At 28.8% G+C, this 18,123-nt stretch carries 20 protein-coding genes; 18 read left to right on the top strand and 2 right to left on the bottom strand.

The features are described from left to right. The first annotated feature begins 15 nt into the window (after positions 1-15). The 7 genes from Bmayo_RS00615 to rseP all read left to right on the top strand — a co-directional run bounded on the left by Bmayo_RS00615 (position 16) and on the right by rseP (position 5,593). Positions 16-294 (top strand): hypothetical protein, encoded by a 279-nt coding sequence (locus Bmayo_RS00615; RefSeq protein ID WP_075551846.1) that lies wholly within the window; start codon positions 16-18, stop codon positions 292-294. Positions 295-507: 213 nt separating this feature from the next. Continuing rightward, positions 508-1,290, top strand: coding sequence for a 30S ribosomal protein S2 (gene rpsB, locus Bmayo_RS00610; protein ID WP_075551845.1), 783 nt, complete (start codon positions 508-510; stop codon positions 1,288-1,290). A gap of 3 nt (positions 1,291-1,293) precedes the next feature. Next, entirely contained in the window at positions 1,294-2,133 is an 840-nt protein-coding gene (tsf, locus tag Bmayo_RS00605; RefSeq protein WP_075551844.1) for a translation elongation factor Ts, read from the top strand. A gap of 37 nt (positions 2,134-2,170) precedes the next feature. Continuing rightward, positions 2,171-2,725: a ribosome recycling factor gene (frr, locus tag Bmayo_RS00600; RefSeq protein WP_075551843.1), complete on the top strand. Its 555-nt coding sequence runs from the start codon at positions 2,171-2,173 to the stop codon at positions 2,723-2,725. Between the two features lie 4 nt (positions 2,726-2,729). After that, positions 2,730-3,422 carry a polyprenyl diphosphate synthase gene (gene uppS / locus Bmayo_RS00595; RefSeq protein ID WP_075551842.1) on the top strand — a complete coding sequence of 231 codons (693 nt, stop codon included), beginning with the start codon at positions 2,730-2,732 and terminating at the stop codon, positions 3,420-3,422. Next, positions 3,370-4,275, top strand: a complete 906-nt coding sequence (locus Bmayo_RS00590; protein WP_075551841.1) for a phosphatidate cytidylyltransferase — start codon at positions 3,370-3,372, stop codon at positions 4,273-4,275. The genes uppS and Bmayo_RS00590 overlap by 53 nt, the downstream gene beginning before the upstream one ends. A gap of 19 nt (positions 4,276-4,294) precedes the next feature. Continuing rightward, entirely contained in the window at positions 4,295-5,593 is a 1,299-nt protein-coding gene (gene rseP / locus Bmayo_RS00585; protein WP_075551840.1) for an RIP metalloprotease RseP, read from the top strand. Positions 5,594-5,600: 7 nt separating this feature from the next. On the opposite strand, the gene trhA is transcribed toward rseP, so the two are convergent. Next, on the bottom strand, positions 5,601-6,305 hold the full coding sequence (gene trhA, locus Bmayo_RS00580) for a PAQR family membrane homeostasis protein TrhA (RefSeq protein WP_075551839.1): 705 nt from the start codon (positions 6,303-6,305) through the stop codon (positions 5,601-5,603). Between the two features lie 203 nt (positions 6,306-6,508). Between trhA and Bmayo_RS00575 the strand changes: the two genes are divergently transcribed. The 6 genes from Bmayo_RS00575 (at position 6,509) to dnaB (ending at position 11,440) form a co-directional block, all read left to right on the top strand. Beyond that, positions 6,509-8,203, top strand: a complete 1,695-nt coding sequence (locus Bmayo_RS00575) for a PTS transporter subunit EIIC (protein ID WP_075551838.1) — start codon at positions 6,509-6,511, stop codon at positions 8,201-8,203. A 140-nt stretch (positions 8,204-8,343) separates the two neighbouring features. After that, complete coding sequence (gene rpsF / locus Bmayo_RS00570; protein ID WP_075551837.1) at positions 8,344-8,763, top strand: 30S ribosomal protein S6; 420 nt, start codon at positions 8,344-8,346, stop codon at positions 8,761-8,763. 11 nt (positions 8,764-8,774) lie between these two features. Further along, entirely contained in the window at positions 8,775-9,224 is a 450-nt protein-coding gene (locus Bmayo_RS00565) for a single-stranded DNA-binding protein (protein ID WP_075551836.1), read from the top strand. Positions 9,225-9,238: 14 nt separating this feature from the next. Beyond that, a complete protein-coding gene (gene rpsR / locus Bmayo_RS00560) occupies positions 9,239-9,529 on the top strand; it encodes a 30S ribosomal protein S18 (protein WP_014023370.1) in 291 nt (96 codons plus the stop codon). A gap of 18 nt (positions 9,530-9,547) precedes the next feature. Next, on the top strand, positions 9,548-10,069 hold the full coding sequence (rplI, locus tag Bmayo_RS00555; protein WP_075551835.1) for a 50S ribosomal protein L9: 522 nt from the start codon (positions 9,548-9,550) through the stop codon (positions 10,067-10,069). Between the two features lie 3 nt (positions 10,070-10,072). Further along, positions 10,073-11,440: a replicative DNA helicase gene (gene dnaB, locus Bmayo_RS00550; RefSeq protein ID WP_075551834.1), complete on the top strand. Its 1,368-nt coding sequence runs from the start codon at positions 10,073-10,075 to the stop codon at positions 11,438-11,440. Between the two features lie 10 nt (positions 11,441-11,450). Here dnaB and Bmayo_RS00545 read toward each other — a convergent pair whose 3' ends face one another. Next, positions 11,451-12,815: a hypothetical protein gene (locus Bmayo_RS00545; protein ID WP_075551833.1), complete on the bottom strand. Its 1,365-nt coding sequence runs from the start codon at positions 12,813-12,815 to the stop codon at positions 11,451-11,453. Between the two features lie 137 nt (positions 12,816-12,952). Between Bmayo_RS00545 and Bmayo_RS00540 the strand changes: the two genes are divergently transcribed. The 5 genes from Bmayo_RS00540 (at position 12,953) to map (ending at position 18,107) form a co-directional block, all read left to right on the top strand. Further along, entirely contained in the window at positions 12,953-14,149 is a 1,197-nt protein-coding gene (locus Bmayo_RS00540; protein ID WP_145924571.1) for an acetyl-CoA C-acyltransferase, read from the top strand. 79 nt (positions 14,150-14,228) lie between these two features. Then, complete coding sequence (locus Bmayo_RS00535; RefSeq protein ID WP_075551832.1) at positions 14,229-15,239, top strand: peptidylprolyl isomerase; 1,011 nt, start codon at positions 14,229-14,231, stop codon at positions 15,237-15,239. A gap of 37 nt (positions 15,240-15,276) precedes the next feature. After that, complete coding sequence (nusB, locus tag Bmayo_RS00530) at positions 15,277-15,705, top strand: transcription antitermination factor NusB (RefSeq protein WP_075551831.1); 429 nt, start codon at positions 15,277-15,279, stop codon at positions 15,703-15,705. After that, entirely contained in the window at positions 15,692-17,359 is a 1,668-nt protein-coding gene (locus Bmayo_RS00525; RefSeq protein ID WP_075551830.1) for a tetratricopeptide repeat protein, read from the top strand. Before nusB ends, Bmayo_RS00525 begins: the two co-directional genes overlap by 14 nt. Beyond that, positions 17,352-18,107 (top strand): type I methionyl aminopeptidase, encoded by a 756-nt coding sequence (gene map, locus Bmayo_RS00520; RefSeq protein WP_075551829.1) that lies wholly within the window; start codon positions 17,352-17,354, stop codon positions 18,105-18,107. The genes Bmayo_RS00525 and map overlap by 8 nt, the downstream gene beginning before the upstream one ends. The last annotated feature ends 16 nt before the right edge of the window (positions 18,108-18,123 follow it).

Below are 18,123 nucleotides of genomic sequence, written 5' to 3'. Positions count from 1 at the left end.
TTTTTAAGGGGGAGCATGATAGTATTTTTTTCTCATTTGATTTTAACAAACATTGTTATTTCTTTTTTGGTAAGCTTTTTTGTTATGTTTTTAAACATATTGAATTTTAAGTTTTTAGTAGTTTATTTAATAAGTTTTTTAGGCGGAATTGTATTTCTATTTTTTATCCCTTTTTTCTATTCAGATTATTATGAAAGACAAATAGATCTTATTCTTTATTTGTTTCCTATTTTGGGGTCAGTTATTTTAATAGGTTTGATTAAATTCTCTGAAAGAAATAAGAACGATTTGTAAAATAATCATTTTTTAAAGATTTAGATATTAATTTCTGCTTTTAATATTTTTTATTAAAAAAATTTATTAATAATTTTATTAAAGAGAATGATGTTTATTTTTAATAGGTGGACTTATTAATTGGATTGTTTTATTATATTCTTATAAAAGAGGGAATAATTTCCGCCGTGTGTTTTCATGGTGAGTAAAAGAGAAGGATAATAGGAGGTTGATTTGGCAATTGTTACGATGAAAAGCTTGTTGGAGGCCGGGGTTCATTTTGGCCATCAAGTAAAAAGGCTTGATCCTAGGATGAAAAGATTTATTTTTTCTGAGAGAAATGAAATACATATTTTAGATCTTCAAAAGACTTTACAGGGCATTAAAGATTCTTATGAGCTTGTTCAAAGGGTAATAAAAGATGGTAAAAAGGTGCTTTTTGTTGGAACTAAAAAGCAAGCTAGCGAGATAATAGAACAAGAAGCAAGAAGAAGTGATATGCCATATGTGAACAATAGGTGGCTTGGGGGCATGCTTTCTAATTTTAATACGATTAGAAAATCTGTTCAAAAATTAAAAAAGCTAGAAAAGATGGAAGTTGATGGAACTTTTGATATGATAAGTAAAAAAGAGATTTCACAGCTTAATCGTGAAAAATTAAAATTAGCTAAGAATTTAACAGGTATCAAGGATATGGAAACACTTCCTGGTGCTATTTTTATCATTGATCCTAATCGAGAGCAGATAGCTATTAATGAAGCTAGAAAATTAAAGATCCCTATTATTTCTGTGGTTGATACGAATTGTAATCCAGATGTTATTGATTGTCCAATTCCTGGTAATGATGATGCGATTCGTTCTGTAGCTTTGTTTACCAAAATAATATCCGATGCTATTTTAGAAAGTGATAAAGAGGTTGGTATTCAAATAATTGAAAATTTAAATGAAGAAGATTTGATGAAAGAAATTGAAATTAAAAATGATAAAAGTGATTCTATTGAAGAAAGGGGGGAGTAATTTATGAGCATTATTAGTCCTCAAGATGTAAAAAAGCTTCGAGAAGAAACCAATGCTGGTTTTGGAGATTGTAAAAAAGCTTTGTCTGCTGCTTGTGGAGATTTTGAATTAGCTAAAAAGAAACTTAGAGAAATGGGAATCGCATCTGCTGAGAAAAGACTTGACCGAGATGCAAAAGAAGGTAGAGTATTCTCATATTCAAACAATGTTCATGCTGGGCTTTTGCTTGTTTCTTGTGAAACAGACTTTGTTGCTTTAAATCATAATTTTGTTAATTTGGGCAATTCTTTAATTAAGGAATTAGTAGAAAGCGGAAAAAATTCTTTAACTACTTTTCAAGAGTCAGAGCTTAAAAATTTAGCAGCTACAATAAAAGAAAATATTCAGGTTAAAAAAATTTTTATTACTGAAATTCAATCTAATGAATTTGTAAAAATTTATTTGCATGGTGAACAATCTAAGATAGGTGTTTTAGTTAAATTAAAAGTAGATGATTTTTCTAAAACTGAAGATAAAGTGTTTCAAAATTTTGCTATGGATTTAGCTTTGCATGTAGCTGCTTTTGCTCCTGTTTATTTGAGAAATGATGATGTTTGTCCAAATTATATTAAAGAGCAAGAAGAGATATTTGCTAAACAATTAGAATCTAGCGGTAAGCCAGAAAATATAGTCAAAGGTATAGTTGCGGGAAAAATTAAAAAACATCTTGCTGAGATTTCTCTTCTTGAACAAAGTTTTGTAAAAAATGATAAAATCACTGTAAAGGAAATGCTAGAAGAGATTTCAAAAGCAATTTCAAGCAAGATAGAATTAGTTGAGTTTAAGTATTTGAGAATAGGGTAGATAATGCGCTGCTTTTTATCAGCAAGGAGTAGTTTATATGGAGGATTATAAGGCTTTTCTAGATGAAAAGATGAGCAAAGTTCTTTTATCACTTGATAATGAATATAAAACGTTAAGAACAGGTAGAATTAGTAGTAATATTTTTGATAAAATTTGTATTCAATACCACGATCGAAGAACACCCATAACTCAGGTAGCAAGTATTAGAATTCCTGAGGCAAGGCTTGTTGTTATTCGGCCTTGGGATAAAAGTATTTTGAATAAAATAGAGCAAGCCATACTTAATTCTGATCTTTCTATGAACCCTTCAAGTGATGGTTCAGTTATTAGAATTAAGGTTCCAACTTTAACCAGTGAAAGGCGGCAAGAAATTGTAAAGCATGCTAAAAAAATAGCAGAGGAACATAAAATTTCAACTAGAAATATACGACAGGATTTAAACAACAGGATTAAAAAGCAAGAAAAAGAATCTGAAATCACTGAGGATAGTTTAAAAAGAATTTTAGATGATATTCAGAAATCTACAGATATTTATATTAAAAAGATAGATTCTATTTTAGAATCTAAAATTCAAGAAATAATGGAAGCTTAAGCCCATGAATAAAGGTTCTCTTCCAGGTCATGTTGGAATCATTATGGATGGCAATAGAAGGTGGGCTTTAAATAAAGGATTGTCTTCTTTGGAGGGTTATAAAGAGGGCCTTAAAAGAGCAAAAGAAATAGTTAAGCATTCTTTAAAGATGGGTATTAAATATTTATCCTTTTATGTATTTTCTACTGAGAATTGGAAAAGGGATGACTGTGAGATAGAAAAGTTAATGTTTTTAATTGCTAACTATTTGAGAACCGAATTTAATTTTTACAAAAAAAATGGAATAAAAATAATAGTTTCAGGAGATGTTGAATTTTTAAGTGAAGAAGTAAAAAGTTCTATAAAAGATTCTATTAGCTTTTCTAAAAATTTCAACAACCTTATTTTAAATTTGGCAATCAATTATGGGGGCCGTAATGAAATAGTTAGAGCTGTTAAAAAATTTGTTTTAAGCGATTTTGATTTAGAGTCTTTAGATGAGAATACTTTTTCCAATTTTTTGGACAATCCAGAATTGCCCGATCTTGATCTTTTAATACGTACAGGTGGAAATATTAGAATAAGTAATTTTTTTTTATGGAGGATTGCTTATTCTGAATTAATTTTTTCAAATGTTTTGTGGCCTGAATATTATGACAATAGATATGGCAAGGATTTGGAATGTTTCCAATTTAGAAGAAGAAATTTTGGGAGATGATTTGTTGAGTAATGCCAAGAGATTCGCTTTTTTTGCAAGGTTGGGAACATTTTTATTTTTTGTTCCTTTGATTTTATTTTTAATATTTTTAGATTTTAAAAATTATTTATTCCTTAATATTTTAATTTTTATATTTAGTGGTTTTGCGGCAAAAGAAGTTAATGATTTAATAAAATTAAAATTCAAATCATCAGGACTTTCTAGTATATTATCTTTTTTTTTAGGGCTTGTTCCCCCAATTTTAACGTATATTCATTTTAATGTTTTTTATTTAGGTATGAATGTAATATATTACCTGGCTATAGCGTTAGTTTTTAGCAATTGGATTGTTAATTTGGTGTTTATTAAAGAACATGAGATTGGAAATTTTTTGTCTCAAGCAACTTCAATACTTTTTATACTTATATATCCTGGGACATTAATGTCTTTTACAGTTTCTATTACAACTTTGCCTAAGGCGCCATTTTTAATGTTAATACTTTTTGCTATGGTAAGTGGAAACGATACTTTTGCATATCTTTTTGGTTATTTTTTAGGGAAAAACAGTTATCGCCCCACTATTATTAGTCCAAATAAAACATTAATGGGTTTTTTTGGGGGCATTTTGTTTTCTGTGTTTACTGCTATATTTGCTGTAGTTTTTAGATTAATAAATTTAAGCTATGGAGAATCTATTATTTTTGGCATTTTGATTGGAGTCTTTACCATTATTGGCGACTTGTTTGAATCTGGGCTAAAACGAAGTGCTGGAGTAAAAGATTCTGGGAAAATCATTCCTGGCAGAGGTGGGGCCCTTGATTCTATTGATTCTTTTCTTTTAACAGGCCCAATATTTTATTTATACTTATCTTAGTGATTTTTGGAGGGAATTTATGTATATTCTTTTTAGCGTGCTGGCTCTTAGTTTTATAATATTTATTCATGAGCTAGGGCACTTTTTATTTGCTAAACTTTTTAAAGTTAAGGTTGAAGTTTTTTCTGTGGGTATAGGCCCTAGCATATTAAAGTTTAAAATTAATAATACTGAGTATAGACTTTCTCCAATCCTTCTAGGAGGATATTGTAAGCTTAAGGGGTTTGATCACTTAGAAAAGGAACTTAAAGCAAATAAAGAATTAGAAGCAGATAAAGATTCTTTGTTTGGAATTTCACATTTTAAAAAAATTTTAATATATTTTGCAGGTCCTTTATTTAATTTGATTTTTTCATTTGTTGTTTTCATTTTTATAAGTATGATGGGTGTTATGTATTTTGATTATTCTTCAAGGGTTAGTATTTTTAATAAAGATTCTTTTTTAAAAGATAAATTTAGAGATGGTGATGTTATATTAAAGGTTAATAATAAAAAAATTGAATATTTCTCTGATTTGAGAAAAATTATTCCTGATGGAAAATCTACAGTTACTTTTGATGTTTTAAGAGAAAATGAAAATATTACTTTTGAAGAGACTATTAGTTTGCAAGATTTTTTAAAAGAAATTGGACCCTGGGTTGATCTTGTAATAGCAGATGTGGTTTTAAATTCTCCTGCTAAGATTGCGGGAATGAAATCGGGTGACGAAATAATTAGCATTGATAATATTCTTTTGAAAAATAAAAGAGATTTAGATGATTTTCTTAAGAATTTAAATTCGGATGTTGTAGAGATTAAGTTTTCTAGAAATGGAGAGATTTTTTCTTCAAAATTAGTATTTCATGATAAAAATAAGATTATTGGCATATATTTTTCACCACCTTTAAAAAGGATAGTTAAAGTAGAAAATGTTTCAAGTGCCATTAAAAATTCTTTTTTTAAGGTTGTAAATACTTTGCAAGACATTTTGTATTCTATTTTTTTATTAATAACAAATTTTTTAAATACTTCTAAGAGTGTATCAGGCCCTGTTGGAATTGTAAGTATACTTTCTTCATCTTATTCTTTGGGGTTATTGTATTGGATTAATAGCATTTCTTTCTTGAGTTTAATTCTTGCTGGTATGAATCTGTTTTTTATTATAATACCTGTTTTTGATGGGGGACAAATCTTTATCAGCTTTATTGAACTTTTACGTGGAAAAAGATTTAAGGCCAAAACCATTTATTCTTTTTATAGCTTTGGTATTTTTTTAGGAATGTTTCTTTTTGGTTTGGGCCTTTTTAACGATTTGAAAGGTTTTTTAAATATATTTTAATTAAATATTAAAAATTAGAAATGTATTTTAGCATAAGCCAAAAGTGAGATGCTGATGCGATTATTATTAATATATGAAATACATCATGCATTTTCATGTTAATTATTGGATTAAATTTTTTACTTAATATGTATACTATTCCGCCTATTGTATATACAATTCCACCAAAAACTAGCCAAAAAAATCCTTTTCCGTTAAGGGCCTTGTAGATGGGATTAATTTTAAAAAGGATAATCCACCCCATGATTATAAATATAGATCCATTAAGCCACCCAGGGCTATTTGTAAATATTGCTTTAAAAATGATTCCAATTATAGCCAGACTCCACACTATACATAAGATTATTAGCCCCGACTTGTTTGGTACAAGAATTGCACATGCAGGAGTATATGTTCCTGCTATTAGAATAAATATTGAAATATGATCAAATTTTCTAAATATTTTTTTTATTTTGCTTCCTTTTGGGAATATGTGGTAAAGAGTGCTCATTACATATAATAAGGTCATTGAAAATCCGTAAATAAAGAATACAAGTATATGTAAATCTTTTTTCTTAAGAGTAGATATTGTAACAAGAATTGTTGTTCCAATAACAGACAAAATAATTCCAAAAAGATGCGATATTGAACTAAAGAGTTCATTTTTTGGTATTTTGCTTGTATTAACATCGCTTAACGAATGATTTTTAAGTTTGTTTTCTTTAAAGCACATCTTTACCTCCGTTGTTTTATCATTTATTTATAAAAATATATAATACATTACTTTAATTGTAAGTTTTTCTCAAGATCAAATTAAATCTTACTTGATTTATCCAGTCTTATTATTTGGCTTGTTTGATGGGTAAAGTTTTTTTTTTGCAAAAAAAGCTTTATAATAAATAGTGTTTGCTGAAATTAGCATTGGAGAGGCTTAGCATGATTAATTTTATTAAAATAATTAACTTTTCAAGTTTGCAAAAATTTTCTAAAGCACTACGAGTGCCTATTTCTATTTTACCAGTTTCGTGTTTGTTAGTTGGTATTGGATCTGTATTTTCAAATTCTTCTAGTGTTGTTTATGTTGATAAAATTTTTATTCAAAATATTTTAGGTTTAATGAAGGCTATAGGTAATGCTATTCTTCTCAATATGCCTTTAATTTTTTCTATTGGAATTTCTATTGGAGTTGCAAGAATTGGGCAAGGAACAGCTGCTTTAGGGGGCCTTATTGGTTATTTAACATTTAATATTACTGGAAATTATTTTATTGAAACTTTCTCAGGACTTGTTGAAGCAGAAACAATGTCTTCTGTGGGGCGTATAAATTTTTTGGGTGTTCAAACTTTAAATACAGGAATTGCAGGTTCTTTAGCAGTAGGGCTTGTAGTTGGCTATTTGCATAACAAATTTTATAATATGAAGCTACCCAAACCTTTTATTTTTTTTTCAGAGTGCCATTTTATTCCTATAGTAATAATTTTGCCTTTTTGTGTTTTTTTGGCTATATTTTTTTGTTTGATTTGGTCAAGTTTTGACGATTTAATTGCATCTTTAGGTTTGTTTGTTTTTAGGTTTGAATATTTTGGCAGTTTTCTTTATGGATTTTTAAATAGGTTGTTATTGCCTTTGGGATTGCATTCTATTTTATCTTTTCCTTTTGAGTTTACTTCTTTGGGGGGGGTAGAGATTGTTAATGGCAATACTGTCAGAGGTCTTAAGAATATATTTTATGCTCAGTTATTAGACCCATCACTTGGTAAATTTTCATCAGGCTTTGCCAAGATTAGCAGCGGATTTTATATTTCTATTATGTTTGGACTGCCCGGAGCAGCATTAGGGGTTTACAAGGGGATTGTTCATGAAGATAAAAATAAGGTTGCAGCGCTTCTTTTATCTGGAGCTTTGACATCTTTTTTAACAGGAATAACTGAGCCTTTAGAATTTTTATTTATTTTTACAGCACCTTTGCTTTATTTTGTTCATGCCACTTATTCGGGATTTGCATTGTTGCTTGCTAATTTTTTTAATGTTACGATTGGCGATAGCTTTTCTACTGGATTTTTGGATTTTTTTATGTTTGGAATACTTCAAGGAAATTCTAAGACAAATTGGATCAGTGTAGTACCTTTAGGGGCAATCTTTTTTACTCTTTATTATTTTACTTTTAGTTGGCTTTATAGATATTTTGATTTCCAAATATTTGTTGCAGATGATCCATTTTTTGAAGGTCAAGAAGGCAAGTTAGAGAGTCTGGGGATTGCTCATCTTTTAATTCAAGGTCTTGGCGGATTTGATAATATTACAAAACTTGATGTTTGTTCTACAAGATTGCATGTAGATATTGTTAATAATGAGCTTGTTAATAATGATTTACTTAAAGAGGCTGGAGTTCTTAAGGTAGTGCTTGTTAATGGCAAGGTACAGCTCTTTTATGGGTCTAATGTTTATTATATTAAAAAAGCTATTGATACCTATTCTCCAAAGAGTCTTTTTGAAGCTAGTGTTATGGTTGCAGTTGATAATGTAAAAAAGGGTTTTAAAACTTATATTGAAATAAAAGAAGACAAAAAACTTGAAAATCAAGGTAAATCGGGAAAAACATATAAGCTTAGCGAATTAGAAGAAGATTGAGGTTTAAGATTATTTTTTAGTTACCTTTTGTATGTTATAAAAAGTTTTTATTGTTGAAAAAAATTAGTCTCTTTTATATACTAACTAAGTAGCCTTTGTTGCATATTTTGCAATGCGATAGACCATAAGGAGTTTTAGTAATGATTAAAAGATATGAGGCATGTTTTTTGTTTAAAAGTGAAGAGATTGAATATAAAGGTTCTTTAGAAGAGGTTAAAAAATCTTTAGAATTTTTTAGTGCAACTGATATTGTTAGCAATTTTATTGGAGAGAGAGCCTTAGAATATCCTATCAAAAAACAAGCTAGAGGTCGTTATGAAATAATAGAGTTTAGTATGGAAGGTAATAATTTAAAAGAGCTTGAATCAAGGCTTAAGTTAATTAAAAACTTGCTTAGGTATATGATTTTGGTTAAAATAGTTAGAAAGATCAATACTAAAAAAATCAAAAGAAGAAATTTTAGAGAATTTAGAGACAATATTGACAAAGACAGTCTTAAAGGTACTTCTAAAGTTGAAACACCAATAGGTTCTGAAAGCACAGATGTTCAGGAAAAATAAGAGGTTTTTGAATGGCTGATATTAATTCATTAGTATTATCTGGTAGGCTTACAAGAGATTCTGAGCTTTCTTATACAGAAAGTGGCATGGCCATTCTTAGGTTTTCTTTAGCTAATAATAGAAGAATGAAGAAAAATGATGAATGGATTGATTACCCACAATATTTTGATTGTGTTATTTTTTCAAAAAGAGCCGAAAGTCTCAACGATTATTTAAAAAAGGGTAAACAAGTTGTGGTAAGTGGATCTCTTAAATATGAAAGCTGGCAAGATAGGAATACGGGTGATAAGAGGAGTAAGGTAAATATATTTGTAGATAATTTACAAATGTTTAGTTCAGGCTCTAATACTATTCAAATGCAAGATTCAGATATTAATAGTTTGACAAACCATCAAAAAGAAGATGTAGTTAGGGATATTGATATTGTTGATGATAAATTTAGCGAAGATATACCTTTTTAATGGAGTTTAAGTTTATGTATAAAGATAGAGATGCAAATCAAAGAGATTCAAGATTTGAAAATCAGCAAGATGGCTTTAAAAAAAATTCAAATTTCAGATTTTTTAAGAGAAAGTCATGTAAATTTTGTGATTCTGGCAAACATCCTGATTATAAGGATTTTGATTTTCTTAAAAAGTTTATTACCGAGCAAGGTAAAATTTTACCTAAAAGAATTACTGGAACTTCTGCTAAGCATCAAAGGCGCTTGGCATTAGAAATTAAACGGGCAAGATATATGGCTTTGTTGCCTTTTGTAAAAAAATAATTATTTGTGGGGGTAATTATGAAAGTAATTTTAAAGGAAGATTTTATTAACCTTGGAAAAGAAGGAGATACCGTAGAGGTAAAAGATGGATTTGCAAGAAACTATTTACTGCCCAAAGGTTTTGCAGTTTTTTCAAATAAACATAATGTTGAGATTTTTAATCAAAAAAGAAGATCAATATTGAAAAAGCAAGAAACAAAAAAACAAATGGCCAACGATCTGAAATCTAAGCTTGATCTTGTTAAATTAGAATTTTTTATGAAATCTAATGATTCTGGCAAATTGTTTCATAGTGTTAACAGTTTAAATATTGCTGATGAACTTTTAAAACTTGGCTTTGATATAGAGAGAAAAAAGATAGATATACATCATGGAACTTTAAAGGCTTTTGGAACTTATGATGTGACAATTAAGCTTTATGAAGGCATTAGTTCTATTATTAAAGTAGAGATAAAAAAAGAAAAAAAGCAAGAGGATAAAAAGTCTTTAAATAAAAAGTTAAATAAAACAGATGAGCAAGCTGAAAGAGAAAGGGTTTAGTTTGTGGCTTTAGCGGCTTTTTCAAATTCTGCACTTCTTTTTAATGATGGTGCAGAAAAAGCGGTAATTTCTAGTATATTTTATAATTCAGATAAGTTAGAGCAAATTGCTTTTCATGTAAGAGCTGATGATTTTTACAATGAAACTCACAAGTTGATTTTCAAAGCAATGGTTTCGCTTTATGAAAAAAGGGAAAATATTGACCCTATTACCGTTTTTGAAGAAGTATCTAAGAATGTTTCAAAAAGCCAACTTTTGATTAAAAAAGATTTAATCAATTTGCCAGATTATTTAGATTCACTTTCAGTTTATTTGCCAACAGATAGAACTATAAATGTTTATGCAAAAATTGTAAAAGAACAGAGTGTTCGTAGAAGCATTTTAAATGTTTCTAAAGAACTTAATGATTATATAAATGATTCTACAAAATCTGTTAATGAGATTGTTGAAGAATCTCAACAGAAGATTCTTTCAATTGAGTTGGATTATTCTAGTAAAAACCTCTATCATGCTAAAGTTATTGCAGAACGTGTTCATAATGAGATATATGAACGTAGTATGAAGAAAAAAGAAGCAAACTTTGGCATTCCAAGCGGCTTTAGAAAGGTCGACTCTCTTATTGGAGGGTTTAGAAACAGCGATTTTATTATAGTTGGTGCTCGTCCTAGTATCGGTAAAACGGCATTTGCCTTGAATATTGCCTCTGCTATAGCATTGAGAAAAGAGGGAAAGAAAAAAGTAGGATTTTTTTCTCTTGAAATGACAGCGGATGCTTTGATAAAAAGAATAATATCTTCTCAATCTTGTATTGATAGCTTTAAAGTTCAAAATAGCATTTTATCTGGACAAGAGATAAAATTACTAAATGATATTGTAAATGAGATTAGCGATTCTGAGCTTTATATTGAAGATACTCCCAATATTAGTTTGCTAACTTTAGCAACTCAAGCTAGAAAGCTTAAGCGATTTTATGGTATAGATATAATATTTGTTGATTATATCAGTCTGATTTCTTTTGAAACAAAAAATCTTCCAAGACATGAACAAGTTGCCTCGATTAGTAAATCTCTCAAAGAGCTTGCTAGAGAGCTTGAGATTCCTATTGTTGCATTATCTCAGCTTACAAGAGATACGGAAGGGCGCGAGCCTAATCTTGCTAGTTTAAGGGAGTCAGGAGCATTAGAGCAAGACGCTGATATTGTAATTTTACTTCACAGAGATAAGGATTTTAAATTTGAGTCTTCTGCGGAGATAGAACCAATAGAGACTAAGGTTATTGTAGCAAAACATAGAAATGGTCCTACGGGTAGGGCAGATATATTATTTTTACCACACATTACTAAGTTTGTTAACAAAGACCACCAGTATTAATTTAATGTTGTTATTTGACTACTATTCCAATTCCTAAATAATTAAAGTTAATAGAATGTTTTTCCAATTTTTTTTCATCTAGGTTATAAGCCAGAGGAATATAACTAACTTTTGAATATATTTTAAAAATATATTCGGTGTTGCGGTATTTTAGCATTTTGAATAAAAATCCCAATTCATTTTCAATTCCAACTTGGAGAATGTTTTTTATTCTTATTGGTCTGAAGATGCTTTTAATATCTTGGTTATTTTGATTATAGGCAAAAAATAATCCCGAAATTATATAGGGATTGAATGTTTTTTGGGGCAAAAATTCATACATGATGCCTGATGATAATTGATTTGTAAAGCTATTAGTTTCATTATAATTAGTGTAATAATTTGTTGATATTGAAAAGTAATGGTTGATGTTTTCATTTATTTTATAAAATAATGAATTTCTTATTTTTAATGGGACCATAATATCAAATCCAAAGTAAAAATTATTACTTACAATATTAAATTCATTATTTAATTTTGGTATTTTTGTGTATTCTTCAGGTGTGATTATTATTCCAAATCCTCCAACGCTTAAGAAATTTTCTTTGGTTGAAAAATTTTTAATGTTTAAATTATTTGTTATGAAAAAATTTTTAGAGTAAAATTGATAATTTATTCCAATTCCTGTTTCTGCTTCTTGTATTTTTGAATATGTTTTAAGGCTTTTTATTTGATTTTGAATTTGGGAATAAAGTTTTATATCAAATCCAATATTTTCATTTTTTAAGGTAATTCCAATACTGTTTTTGATAAAATAATCTGCAAAATAAGATAAGTCCACGTAATTTTCTAAATTTAAAAAATTAATGTAAGAATAATTTAGAGCAAAGCTTAAAAATCCTCTATAATTGTAGCTATCGTAGCTTTTTATATTTGGAATTGGACGGTGTTGATTTAAAATGAGGTGAATTATGCTTTGCATTAAATGTCCTCCCCAGTCTCCAAATAATAAGTTTTTAACTCCAATTCCCAAGTTTATTTCTCCAAAATTTTTTCCATTAATTAGCAATAAGATTGGAAAATAATACATGAAGCCTATTTCAATTAAGTCTGCTCTACTAATTAAAGATTTTGGTGAGTCTTTGTAGCCCCTAAAAGTTAACATGTGTGCTTCTAAATTTATTATAAAATTGTATTTTGAAACATAGGTGAAAATTAGAGAACCACTTCTCAAGTCATCAAAAAAATCGCTTAATGAAAATCCGAATCCATCATTTAGTATTTCAAAATAATATTTGTCAATACCTTCATTTTTGTATTGAATTTCATAATTATAAGAATAAGCTTTTAAAGCAGAAATTATAAATATTATTAAAAATGTTTTTTTAAAGCACATTTTAAAATTATAGCATTTTAGTTTGTTTATTAAATAATTCAGGTTAAATGGTTTATTTTTATTAGATAAACTTGGTTTTTATAGCGATTATTGTATTGTATAATTCAATAAAGTTTACTAAGACTTTAGGAGTAGTTGTGATAAAAAAGGTAGCTATTATTGATGGATTTAGAACCCCTAATTTCAAGTTTGGAGGTTCTTTTAGGGGTTTGGATATTATTGATGAATCTTCAAAAGTTGTTAAAGCTTTACTTGCAAGAAATAAGTTATGCGAAGTGGATGAGGTTATTATTGGCAATGTAATATCTGCGGGACTTGGCCAAAATATTGCAAGACAAATTGCTTTAAGGTCTAGTTTAGGCGATACTGTGCCTGCATTTAGCGTTAATAAAGTTTGTGGTTCTGGCCTTAAGGCTTTGGAGCTTGCATTTAATTCTATTGCTCTTGGAGACAATGATATTGTTTTAGCTGGAGGGGTAGAAGATCTAACCAATTCTCCTTATTTATTGCCTAGAAAGATTAGATTTGATGGCCTTAAATTTGGTAGTTTTGGAATTGAAGATTCAATCCAAAAAGATGCCTTAATAGATTCTCTAAATTTTGTTTCCATGGGGCTTACGGCAGAAAATCTCTCAGAAAAATATAGAATAACAAGAGAAATGCAAGATGAATTTGCATATAATTCTCATGCAAAGGCATTAAAGGCAAAAGAGCTTGGATATTTTGAGGATGAAATTTATCCTCTGACTGTTTTTGATAAAAAGACCAACTCTAGCAGGGTTGTCTCAAGTGATGAGGAAATAAGAGATAATTTAACTTTAAATAAGCTGGCATCTCTTAATCCTGTTTTTAAAGAATTAGGTACAGTAACTGCTGGAAATTCTTCTAGTTTAAATGATGGGGCTTGTTTTTTAATTTTAGCAAGTGAGGAAAGGGTAAAAAGCTTAGGGGTAAGCCCATTGGCTTATATTGGGGGATTTAAAAGTGTGGGTCTTGATCCGCTTTATATGGGCTTTGGAGCTTATATGGCTATTGAGGGTATTATTAGTAAATTAAGTTTAAACCCTAGTGAAATAGATTTGATTGAGGTGAATGAAGCATTTGCAGCTCAAGCATTAAGCATTGAAAAGGCTTTGTTTGAAAAATACAATATAACTAGCGATATTATTAATGTAAATGGCGGTGCTATTGCTTTGGGGCATCCATTTGCAGTTAGTGGTTCAAGAATTTTATTAACACTTTCTCGCTCTATGAAAATGAATAATAAAACAAAAGGGATAGCAGCTATTTGTGTTGGCGGCGGACAAGGAATTTCTAGTTTTTTGTATAGATGAAAATGTTTTATTAACTAGATTTAAATGTAAAATTTTGTTAAATTAGTGGGTAAGTGATTCTTTAATACGAGGTTATGTTATGAAGAGTTTTTTATTTTTGGTAATATTGGGAACTGTGGGGATTAACTCTTTTGCTCAAAATACTCCTGTTGCTATTATTAATTTATATAAAAATGAAATTATTACTAAAACCGGTTTTGACTCTAAGGTTGATATATTTAAAAAGACCCAAGGTAGAGACTTGACTGCTGCTGAGAAAAAGCAAGTTTTGCAAGTTTTAATAGCAGATGTTCTTTTTAGCCAAGAGGCTTCAAAACAGGGAATTAAAATTTCAGATGATGAGGTTATGCAAACAATTAGAACTCAATTTGGGCTTGTAAATTTTACTGATGAACAAATCAAGCAGATGATAGAAAAACAAGGTACAAATTGGGGCGAGCTTTTGTCTTCAATGAAAAGATCTCTGTCTTCCCAAAAACTTGTTTTAAAGCAAGCTCAACCCAAGTTTTCTGAAGTTAAAACTCCTAGCGAGAAAGAAATTATTGAATATTATGAGGCTAATAAAACTAAATTTGTAAATCCTGATATTTCAAGAGTTAGTCATGTATTTTTTTCTACTAAAGATAAAAAAAGATCAGATGTTTTAGATCAAGCAAAGAATATATTAAGCCAAATAAGATCAAAAAAAATTACTTTTGAAGAAGCTGTAAGAAAATATTCAAATGATGAGTCTTCTAAGGCTAAAAATGGCGATCTTGGCTTTTTGTCAAGGGGCGATCAAAATGCTCAAAATCTTCTTGGAGCCGATTTTGTGAAAGAGGTTTTTAATTTTAATAAAGGTGATATATCTTCGCCTATTGCTTCAAAGGAAGGGTTTCATATTATTAAAGTTACAGAAAAATATGCTCAGAGATTTTTAGGCTTGAATGATAAAGTATCTCCTACTGCGGATTTGATTGTCAAAGATGCAATAAAAAATAACATGATTAATGTTCAGCAACAGCAAATTGTTGTTCAGGTGCAGCAAGATATGTATGGTAAGCTCAATAAGTCTGCAAATATACAAATCTTGGACTCTAGTCTAAAATAAAACATATTTTTATTTATATAATTTTAGTATGGATTTAATGCATGAAGTTAGAGTTTTGGCTTTTCAAAAGATTTATAGCATTGATATTAATCAAAGCGCAATGGACGATATTTTTGATATTTTTAATATTGAGGATAAAGGATTAGACATAGAAAATGAATCTATTAAGTCGTTTTATTCTTCTTTAGTAAATGGCACTTTTGATAATTTAGATTATATTGATAGTTTGATTAGGGATATTTCTTTGAATTGGTCCTTAGATCGTATGGACAAGGTTGATCTTGCAATACTTAGAATGGGTGTCTATTCTTTGAAGTTCCAAAATTTTGAAAGTTCAAAACGTGCTGTAATTGATGAGGCAATTTTGATTGCCAAGAAATATGGCAGTAAAAACTCTTACAAGTTTATAAATGGTATACTTGATGCTTTATTGAAAAATATGGAGAGTTGTATTGAAAAAAAATAAAACTTTAGTGTTCATTTTATTATTCTTATTATCGGTTTTTTTAGGGGGTTTTTATTTCTATTTTGATCCTAATATTTTATACCTTTTAAAGGGTGAGAAAGATTTTAGCAAGCTTATTATAGGAATTGATTTTTATATTGATAAAAAAAAATTTGCTGATGCTAAAAAAGCAATGCTATTTTCATCGTATTATGCTAATACTGAATTTAAATGGCTATCTCTTATTAAAAGAGCTAAACTTTGGGCTTTAAATACAGGCGACTATTATCTTATGGGGGATATAGTAAATCTTGGTGTTAAGGTTTTGCCGGGGAATTTGAAACTAAGAGCTTTAGAAGTTTATTCTAAGCTTAAAATTGGGCTTTTAAAAGATGCTTATAGAATTGCAAATCAATATCTTTTAAATAGTGAAGAGTATCAAGGTCTTTATGATGAAGTTTTTATTAAAAATTTAAGCGCAGATAATGAGATTTTAAATTTTAACAAATTTATTGATAAAATCTATAAAGAAAGGGATGCTCGCATTTTTGAAGAGATAGGTTTAAATCTTAAAAATAATGCATTTTTAATAAATGCAATGCTTTTATATATAGAGAAAAAAAACATAGATGCTGCTAAGCGCATACTTTTAAAAATCAAAGAAGATAAAAATTTTTTAAAAGAGCTTGCGTATATTTCATATAATCTTAATGATTTGGATTTTACAATTTCCAATCTTAAGTCCATTAAAAATGAAGAAGACCCCACCTTGCTTTTTTTGCTTGCCGATGCTTATTTTAAAAAAGGAGATATTAAGAATGCTAAGAATGAATATTTAAAGCTTTATACAAGATTTCCTGATTATAATGTTCTTGTTTATTTAAATCTTGCACTCATAGCTAATAGTGAGAATGATTATAAAAGAGCAATTTCTTATTTAAATAAGGCTAATGAGATGTTTAAAGAGAGTAAGATAATAAGTTATTATTTAGCAAACATATACTTTAGAATTAAAAATTATTTTAAAGCCAATGAAATTATAGCTAATTACAAAGAAGACCCGTTATTTTTTAAACTTTATTTTGCATTAAATTATGCAAATTCTAAGTATGAGGCAAAAAAATCTTATTTGTGGCGACTATTTTACAAGACAGAGTACAATTCTAGTATTGCTCAATTTTTAGCTTGGAATTTACTGCTTTATTCAGATTTAAAGGACTTGGATTTATTTTTTAGAATTTATAATTTTTCTGAAAATAAACAAGATTGGTATAATTTTTATAAATTTTATTATTATTTCCTTAAAAGAGATTTTATTAGTTCAAAAAAGATAATTTTTGACAATAAATCTCAAAAATATATGTTTGGAATTTATTATAATCTTGGAGTTTTGAGCTTTTCTGAAAAAGATTATAAAGAAGCGGAAAGATATTTTAATAAAGGAATATCTTTATTGCCTAGTAGTTTTTATGATAAAGATGCTAGCACTGACTATGAACATGAGCTTGTATCAAAAATTTACTTAAAACAAGGAATTAATTATCTTTATTTGGGAAAAATGGAAAAAGGCAAAGAGTCTATTTTAGCTTCTTATTCTTTTTACGAAACTGATGAAGGAAGGCTTTATAAAAATATGATAGATACACTTAGAGAAAGGAAGTTGAATTTTGACTAAACTGAGATTGAAATCTAAAAATGAGATTAAAAAAATAAAAGCTTCAGCGAGCTTGTTGGCGCTTACTTTGTTAGAAGTTGAGAGAAATATTATTCCTGGTATTAGTACTAAGGAACTTGATTTGATAGCTTATGATTTTATTATTAAAAATGGAGCTAAGCCTGCTTTTAAGGGATATCGTGGGTTTAAAGGCACTATTTGTGCATCTGTTAACGAAGAGGTTATTCACGGCATTCCCGGAAAAAGAAAATTAGCTGATGGGGATATTATTAGTATTGATTGTGGGGTTATTCTTGATGGGTTTTATAGCGATATGGCAAAAACTTTTAAAGTGGGAAATGTGGATTCTAGTATTGATAAGCTTTTAGAAGTTACAAATACCTCTCTTTACAAAGGTATTGCTGAAATGAAAGTGGGAAATAGAATTTTAGATATATCAAAGGCAATAGAAAGTTATATAAAACCGTTTGGGTTTGGAATAGTTAGAGAATATACAGGTCATGGTGTTGGATTTCAACTTCACGAAGAACCAAGTGTTCCAAATTATTATGCTCCTTTTTTTAAAAATATTAGAATTCAAGAGGGTATGGTTTTGGCTATTGAGCCTATGGTAAACTTAAAAGGGCACGAGGTTTCAATAAAAAGTGATGGTTGGACTGTTTTTGCATCTGATCTTAGTTATTCTGCTCATTTTGAGCATACTGTTGCTGTTGTTGATGGATTGCCTTTAATTTTAAGTGAAGTTTAAATTTTCAATTAATCAA

Source organism: Borreliella mayonii (assembly GCF_001945665.1).
Lineage (GTDB): Bacteria > Spirochaetota > Spirochaetia > Borreliales > Borreliaceae > Borreliella > Borreliella mayonii.
The sequence above is the reverse complement of the archived record's forward strand: the minus strand, read 5'-3'. Positions and strand labels throughout refer to the sequence as shown.